At 59.8% G+C, this 7,697-nt stretch carries 4 protein-coding genes; all 4 read left to right on the top strand.

Going from position 1 to position 7,697, the window contains the following annotated elements:
* The first annotated feature begins 167 nt into the window (after positions 1 to 167).
* The 4 genes from BGI27_RS17165 to BGI27_RS17150 all read left to right on the top strand — a co-directional run bounded on the left by BGI27_RS17165 (position 168) and on the right by BGI27_RS17150 (position 7,664).
* A complete protein-coding gene (locus BGI27_RS17165; protein WP_170943099.1) occupies positions 168 to 485 on the top strand; it encodes a sensor histidine kinase in 318 nt (105 codons plus the stop codon).
* A gap of 306 nt (positions 486 to 791) precedes the next feature.
* The gene (locus BGI27_RS17160; RefSeq protein WP_095526006.1) at positions 792 to 5,468 is read left to right on the top strand and encodes a glutamate synthase-related protein; all 4,677 of its coding nucleotides are present in this window, start codon (positions 792 to 794) and stop codon (positions 5,466 to 5,468) included.
* Between the two features lie 21 nt (positions 5,469 to 5,489).
* On the top strand, positions 5,490 to 6,974 hold the full coding sequence (locus BGI27_RS17155) for a glutamate synthase subunit beta (RefSeq protein ID WP_095526005.1): 1,485 nt from the start codon (positions 5,490 to 5,492) through the stop codon (positions 6,972 to 6,974).
* Positions 6,975 to 7,223: 249 nt separating this feature from the next.
* Complete coding sequence (locus BGI27_RS17150; RefSeq protein ID WP_095526004.1) at positions 7,224 to 7,664, top strand: hypothetical protein; 441 nt, start codon at positions 7,224 to 7,226, stop codon at positions 7,662 to 7,664.
* The last annotated feature ends 33 nt before the right edge of the window (positions 7,665 to 7,697 follow it).

Here is a 7,697-nt window from a genome sequence, read left to right as displayed (position 1 = left end):
TACCTTCTTGCATCTCGCATGCGCCTATATCTGGCTACTGTGAACACGCCCTAGCGCTGCAATCGGTTTTCACACATGTGGTCTCCCAGACTTTGGACGACGCTCATGAGCACGACCTGCATCTGCGGCATGTCAATACGCGGCTTCGAGTGATTGCAGATGAGAGCATGTTATCCCGAGCGCTGGGCTGCCTGCTTTCGCATGCTGTGGAGGTCACGCCTTCCGGAGGCGTGTTGCTGGGCTGCCGTGCGCGAGGCGGGCATGTCGTGATCGAGGTCTGGGATTCCCGTCCAGGGATTCCTCAGGCGCAGCGTGCCGATCTGTTCACGCCGGGGACTGCATATGGACAGAATCTGACGGATCGTGGCCTGGGGCTGGTGCTTGCACATCGTTTGTCCAGCGCCATGGCGGGGCAGCTTTCTGTGTACTGTTCCGCGGCAGGGGGTTGTGTGATGCGGCTTGTATTGCCGCAAGCTCCAAAGTGATCTTGTGAGTATCGGCGACGAGGCCCCGATCTCCACCTTCTGATGCTGGCGTTCGCCACGCATTCATCCTCCGTGTTTCAGCCTGAGGGCGACGATGTCCTGAAGACTTCTTTTTGCGCCATTTTCAATCTGTCCCTTATTTTAAATGCACTGTTTGTGTGCCTGTCTTATTTTTCATTCCGACCCCATTTGTTTAGGCTTGAGCCTGATCTGCGTGAAGCCTATAGTTCAGCACCTTTGCTTTGATAACTGTGGGTCGTGCGTCCTTGCGCAGGGCTTGTGGTTAGTGACTTCCGGAGACCGAGCATGCAAGAGCGCCAGGGACTTTACGACCCAGCCAACGAACACGATGCCTGTGGTGTCGGCTTTGTGGCCCATATCAAGGGACACAAGAGTCACGACATCATTCAGGGCGGCCTGAAGATCCTCGAGAACATCGATCACCGCGGTGCAGTCGGGGCCGATCCGCTGATGGGCGATGGCGCCGGCATCCTGATCCAGATTCCGGATCAGCTTTATCGCGACGAGATGGCGGTGCAGGGCGTCAAGCTGCCTCCGGCGGGCGAGTATGGCGTGGGCATGGTATTCCTGCCGAAGGAAGAGGCTTCCCGCCTGGCCTGCGAGCAAGAACTGGAACGGGCAGTGCGTGCCGAGGGGCAGGTGCTGCTGGGCTGGCGTGATGTGCCTGTTGATCACGAGATGCCGATGTCGCCACGGGTACGTGCCAAGGAGCCTGTAATCCGCCAGATCTTCGTCGGTCGCGGTCCGGACGTGATGGTGACCGAAGCGCTGGAGCGCAAGCTCTATGTCATCCGCAAGATGGCCAGTCATGCCATCCAGCAATTGGGATTGAAGTACGGCAAGGAATACTACGTGCCGTCGATGTCGGCACGCACCGTGATCTACAAGGGGCTGCTGCTCGCCAACCAGGTCGGCGAGTATTACAAGGACCTGACCGATCCGCGTTGCGTCTCTGCGCTCTCGCTGGTGCACCAGCGCTTTTCCACCAATACCTTCCCGGAATGGCCGTTGGCCCACCCATATCGCATGGTGGCGCACAACGGGGAGATCAATACCGTCAAGGGCAACTTCAACTGGTTGCGTGCCCGCGAAGGGGTGATGAAATCCGCCGTACTGGGCGACGATCTGGCGAAGTTGTTCCCGGTGGTCTACGAGGGGCAATCCGACACCGCCACGTTCGACAACTGTATCGAACTGCTGGTGATGGCCGGCTATCCGTTGGCACAGGCTGCGATGATGATGATCCCGGAAGCCTGGGAGCAGCACGAGCTGATGGACGAAAACCGTCGCGCCTTCTACGAGTATCACGCTGCGATGATGGAGCCTTGGGATGGTCCGGCGGCCATCGCTTTCACCGACGGCCGCCAGATCGGCGCCACGCTGGACCGCAATGGTCTGCGTCCGGCCCGCTATATCGTGACTGATGACGATATCGTGATCATGGCCTCCGAAGCCGGTGTGTTGCCCGTGCCCGAGAGCAAGATCGTCAAGAAGTGGCGTCTGCAGCCGGGCAAGATGTTCCTGATCGACATGGAAGCCGGCCGCATCATCGACGACAAGGAACTCAAGGACGCTCTGGCCAACGCCAAGCCCTACCGCGAGTGGATCAGTCGCATCCAGATCAAGCTGGATGAAGTCGATGGCCCTGAGCCCACGCTGGAATCAGGCGCTTCTCTGCTGGATCGTCAGCAGGCTTTCGGTTACACCCAGGAAGACGTCAAGTTCCTGATGACGCCGATGGCAAAGACGGGTGAAGAAGCGATCGGCTCCATGGGCAATGACTCGCCGCTGGCGGTGATGTCCAACAAGAACAAGACGCTCTATCACTACTTCCGCCAGCTCTTCGCGCAGGTGACGAATCCTCCGATCGATCCGATCCGCGAGGCGCTGGTGATGTCGACGGTGTCCTTCATCGGTCCGAAGCCCAACCTGCTTGATCTGAACAACATCAATCCGCCGATGCGGCTTGAGGTGTCTCAGCCCGTGCTGGACTTCAAGGACATGGCGAAGATCCGTCATATCGAAGCTTTCACCGACAACAAGTTCAAGTCCTTCGAGCTGAACATCTGCTACCCGGCGGTGTGGGGCAAGGATGGCATCGAGGCGCGTCTAGCGTCGCTGTGTGCCAAGGCCGAGGATGCAGTGCGTTCGGGGTACAACATCCTGATCGTGTCCGATCGCAAGATCGACGCGAGCCATGTAGCGATTCCGGCGTTGCTGGCCACGTCCGCGATCCACCAGCATCTGGTCAAGCGTGGTCTGCGTACGGCGACCGGCCTCGTGGTGGAAACCGGCTCCGCACGTGAGGTGCATCACTTCGCCCTGCTGGCGGGTTACGGCGCCGAGGCGGTGCACCCGTACCTGGCGATGGAAACCTTGCGCGAGATCGCCCTGGGCATGGCCGACATTGATGGCGACAAGGCCATCTACAACTTCATCAAGGCGGTCAACAAGGGCTTGTGCAAGGTGATGTCCAAGATGGGCATCTCGACTTACATGTCCTACTGTGGCGCGCAGATCTTCGAAGCCATCGGCCTGAACAAGGAACTGGTCGAGAAGTATTTCGCTGGCACGCCGTCGAATGTCGAAGGTATTGGTCTGTTCGAGGTTGCCGAAGAGGCCTTGCGTCTGCATTCCGACGCGTTCGGCAAGGCGCCGGTGCTTGCCGATCAATTGGATGCAGGTGGCGAATACGCCTTCCGCATCCGTGGCGAGGAGCACATGTGGACGCCGGACGCCATCGCCAAGCTGCAGCATTCCACGCGTACGGACTCCTTCCAGACCTACAAGGAATACGCGCAGATCATCAATGACCAGAGCAAGCGCCACATGACGCTGCGCGGTCTGTTCGAGTTCAAGATCGATCCGAGCAAGGCGATTCCGCTGGAAGAGGTCGAGTCTGTGAAGGATATCGTCAAGCGTTTCGCCACTGGCGCGATGTCGCTCGGCTCGATCTCCACCGAGGCGCACTCCACGCTGGCCATCGCCATGAACCGTATCGGCGGCAAGTCGAACACCGGTGAGGGCGGCGAAGACGAGAAGCGCTACCGCAACGAGATGCGCGGTGTCTTCATCAAGAAGGGTGAGACCCTGGCCGACATCATCGGCAAGGACCGTATCGAGCGCGATGTGGTGCTGCAGGAAGGTGACTCGCTGCGGTCCAAGATCAAGCAGGTGGCCTCGGGCCGTTTCGGCGTGACCGCTGAGTACCTGACTTCGGCCGATCAGATCCAGATCAAGATGGCGCAGGGCGCCAAGCCCGGTGAGGGCGGCCAGCTGCCTGGTGGCAAAGTGTCCGAATACATCGGCAAGCTGCGCTATTCGGTACCCGGCGTGGGTCTGATCTCGCCGCCGCCACACCATGACATCTACTCCATCGAGGATCTGGCGCAGCTGATCCACGATCTGAAGAACGTCAATCCGGTGGCCGGCATTTCGGTCAAGCTGGTGTCCGAAGTAGGTGTGGGCACGGTGGCCGCGGGTGTTGCCAAGTGCAAGGCTGACCATGTGGTGATCGCCGGCCATGACGGCGGTACCGGCGCGTCGCCGTTGTCGTCGATCAAGTACGCAGGCTCGCCATGGGAGCTGGGGTTGGCCGAAACGCAGCAGACGTTGATGATCAACGGCCTGCGCGACCGCATCGTCGTCCAGGCCGATGGTCAGATGAAGACAGGGCGCGACGTTGTCATCGCGGCACTGCTGGGGGCTGACGAGATGGGTTTCGCCACCGCGCCGCTGGTGGTTGAAGGCTGCATCATGATGCGCAAGTGCCACCTCAACACCTGCCCGGTCGGCGTTGCCACGCAGGATCCGGTGCTGCGCCAACGCTTCTCTGGCCAGCCCGAACACGTGGTGCGCTATTTCTTCTTTGTCGCCGAGGAAGTGCGCGAAATCATGGCGCAACTGGGCATCCGTACCTTCGAAGAGTTGATCGGTCGCGCCGATCTGCTCGACAAGAAGGCTGCAATCGCCCATTGGAAGGCCCAGGGTTTGGACTTCGCCAAGATCTTCCACGTGCCCGAGGTGGATTCGCCGCGCCGGGTCGTCGCCAGTCAGGATCATGGCCTGGAGAAGGCTCTGGATCACAAGCTCATCGAGAAGGCGCAGGCCGCCATCGAGCGTGGTGAGCGTGTCTCCTTCATCCAGCCGGTGCGCAACGTCAACCGTTCGGTGGGGGCCATGCTCTCCGGCGAAGTGGCGAAGAAATACGGTTTCGAAGGACTGCCCGATGACACCATCCACGTGCAGCTGACCGGTACTGCCGGCCAGAGCTTTGGCGCCTTCTTGGCCCATGGCGTCACGCTGGATCTGGTGGGTGAGGGCAATGACTACGTTGGCAAGGGCCTCTCCGGTGGCCGTGTGATCGTGCGTTGCGCCAATGATTTCCGTGGCTTCGGTCCTGAGCACATCATCGCCGGCAATACCGTGCTGTTCGGTGCCATCGCCGGTGAAGCCTACTTCAACGGTGTGGGAGGCGAGCGTTTCTGCGTGCGTAATTCCGGTGCCGCAGCGGTTGTCGAGGGCGTGGGTGACCATGGCTGCGAATACATGACGGGTGGCACGGTGGTGGTGCTGGGTGAGACCGGCCGCAACTTCGCGGCTGGCATGTCCGGTGGCGTGGCCTATGTCTATGACCCGACGGGGCTGTTCGCCAAGAAGTGCAATACCGCGATGGTTGATCTCGAAGCTGTGCTGCCGACTGCCGAGCAGACCGAAAAGGTCGATCGCGACATCTGGCACGCCGTACGGCGGGGCAATGCGGGCGAGACCGACGAGGCAATCCTCAAGCGCATGGTGGAGAACCACTTCAAGTACACCGGCAGCGTGCGTGCGCGCACCTTGCTGGAGCGCTGGGAAGAGTCCCGCAAGGCCTTCGTCAAGGTAATGCCGAAGGAATACCGTCGCGCCCTCAAGGAACTGGCTGCCGCTGCGCGCGCCCAGTCCGAAGCGGCCACCGCCTGAGAATTGGGAAGGATCTGAAAAATGGGAAAAGTTACCGGTTTTCTCGAGTTTGAGCGTCAGGACGAAGGCTATGAAGCGCCCGAAGCTCGCAAGAGGCATTACAAGGAATTCGTACTCGCGCTGAGCGACGACCAGGCCAAGGTTCAGGGCGCTCGCTGCATGGATTGTGGCATTCCGTTCTGCAACAACGGTTGCCCCGTCAACAACATCATTCCTGACTGGAATGATCTGGTTTACAAGGGCAACTGGGAGCAGGCCATCGGTGTGCTGCATTCCACCAACAACTTCCCGGAGTTCACCGGCCGTATCTGTCCGGCACCCTGTGAAGCCGCCTGCACGCTAGGGATCAATGCCGCACCCGTGGGCATCAAGTCCATCGAGCATGCGATCATCGACAAGGCTTGGGAGCACGATTGGGTTCAGCCGCAGCCGGCACCGATCAAGACCGGCAAGAAGGTCGCCATCGTCGGGTCCGGTCCGGCCGGGCTGGCCGCAGCGCAACAACTGGCGCGTGTCGGCCACGATGTGACGGTATTCGAGAAGAGCTCCCGCATTGGTGGTCTGTTGCGCTACGGGATTCCCGACTTCAAGCTCGACAAGGCCATCATCGACCGCCGCGCCAAACAGCTGGAAGCTGAAGGTGTGGTCTTCAAGACTTCGGTTTATGTGGGCGATGCGGATCTTCCCAAAGGCATCAATACAGATGCCAAGGAAAAGGTCTCGCCGAAGAAGCTGCTCAAGGAGTTCGACGCTGTGCTGATCACGGCGGGCTCCGAAGTGCCGCGTGATCTGCCGGTGCCCGGGCGCGAGCTGGAAGGCGTGCATTTCGCACTGGAATTTCTGATTCCGCAGAACAAGGCCAATGCCGGCGACAAACTGAAGGAACAGATCAAGGTCGCGGGCAAGAATGTGGTGGTGATCGGCGGCGGTGACACAGGCTCAGACTGCGTGGGGACTTCGAGTCGTCAAGAGGCAGCGAGCATCCTGCAGATCGAATTGATGCCCAAACCCCCGGTCCAGGAAAACAAGCCGCTGACCTGGCCGTACTGGCCAAACAAGTTGCGTACTTCGTCTTCGCATGATGAAGGCTGTCAGCGCGAATGGGGGGTGACCACCAAGGAGTTCAAGGGCGAGAATGGCAAGCTCAAGTCCATGGTGATCGCGCAGGTCGAGTGGAAGCGTGACGAGAAGATCGGCCAGATGAAGATGTCCGAGGTGCCGGGGTCCGAGCGCGAAATTCCTGCCGAGGCGGTGTTCCTGGCTATGGGGTTTACGAACCCCGTCGCGGGTCTGCTCGAAGGCTTTGGTGTCGAGAAGGATGGGCGTGGCAATGCCAAGGCCACGACCGACGGTACAGGCTGCTATGCGACCAATGTGTCCAAGGTCTTCGCTGCGGGGGATACCCGCCGTGGTCAGTCGCTGGTCGTATGGGCGATTCGTGAAGGTCGGCAGGCGGCGCGTGAGGTCGATGCCTTCCTGATGGGAGATAGCGTGTTGCCACGCTGAACAGAGAGTTCGATCGTACTGTGGCGACCGTCAGGCAGGCTACAGGCGTACGGACAGGGCTGGCGTCAGCGGGGGCTGCCGCCAGCCCGTTTTTTTGGATCGGGTTCGATGCGAACAGGGTTTGCTCTGTCGCAAGGTCGCGTTTGTCGATTTACCCGTGTTGACTGGCGATGAATAGGTTTGCGTAGGCATAATCCCACCCCATAAAGAAAAGGGTTACACACCCTGAAAACAAATGAGGGGGTTGGGATGATGTATCGCATTGAGTATCACGGGAAACTCCTTGAAGGGTTTAATCCCGAGATCGTGCGCATGGAGGTCGCCGTACGTTTGCGTGAGGATCAGGTGCTTCGCCTGTTCTCCGGTGAACGCGTGGTGCTCAAGAAGGCCGTCAGCGAAGGTGCCTGTGAGCGTTACATTGCCGAGCTTCGGCGTATGGGTATGGACGCGGCCCTGGTGCCGCTGGATGTTTCGCCGCCGCCTGCAGCCATGCTGACTTATGCAGTGGTTTTCTGGGGCAATCTACTGACCGGTTTCGAGCGTCCTGCAGTGATGGGTGCCGCAGCGCGTCGTTTCAAGTTGGCCCCTGCGCAATTGATGCAGATCTTTTCCGGCGTGAAGGTCGTACTCAAGCGGGGCGTCAGTACGGAAACCGGCGCACGATGGATTGAATCGCCCCGGGTTTCCTAGACAGCCCCGAGCTTCATGAAATACTGTTTTTCA

Source organism: Candidatus Dactylopiibacterium carminicum, from assembly GCF_014736495.1.
GTDB classification, from domain to species: Bacteria; Pseudomonadota; Gammaproteobacteria; order Burkholderiales; family Rhodocyclaceae; genus Uliginosibacterium; species Uliginosibacterium carminicum.
The sequence above is the reverse complement of the archived record's forward strand: the minus strand, read 5'-3'. Positions and strand labels throughout refer to the sequence as shown.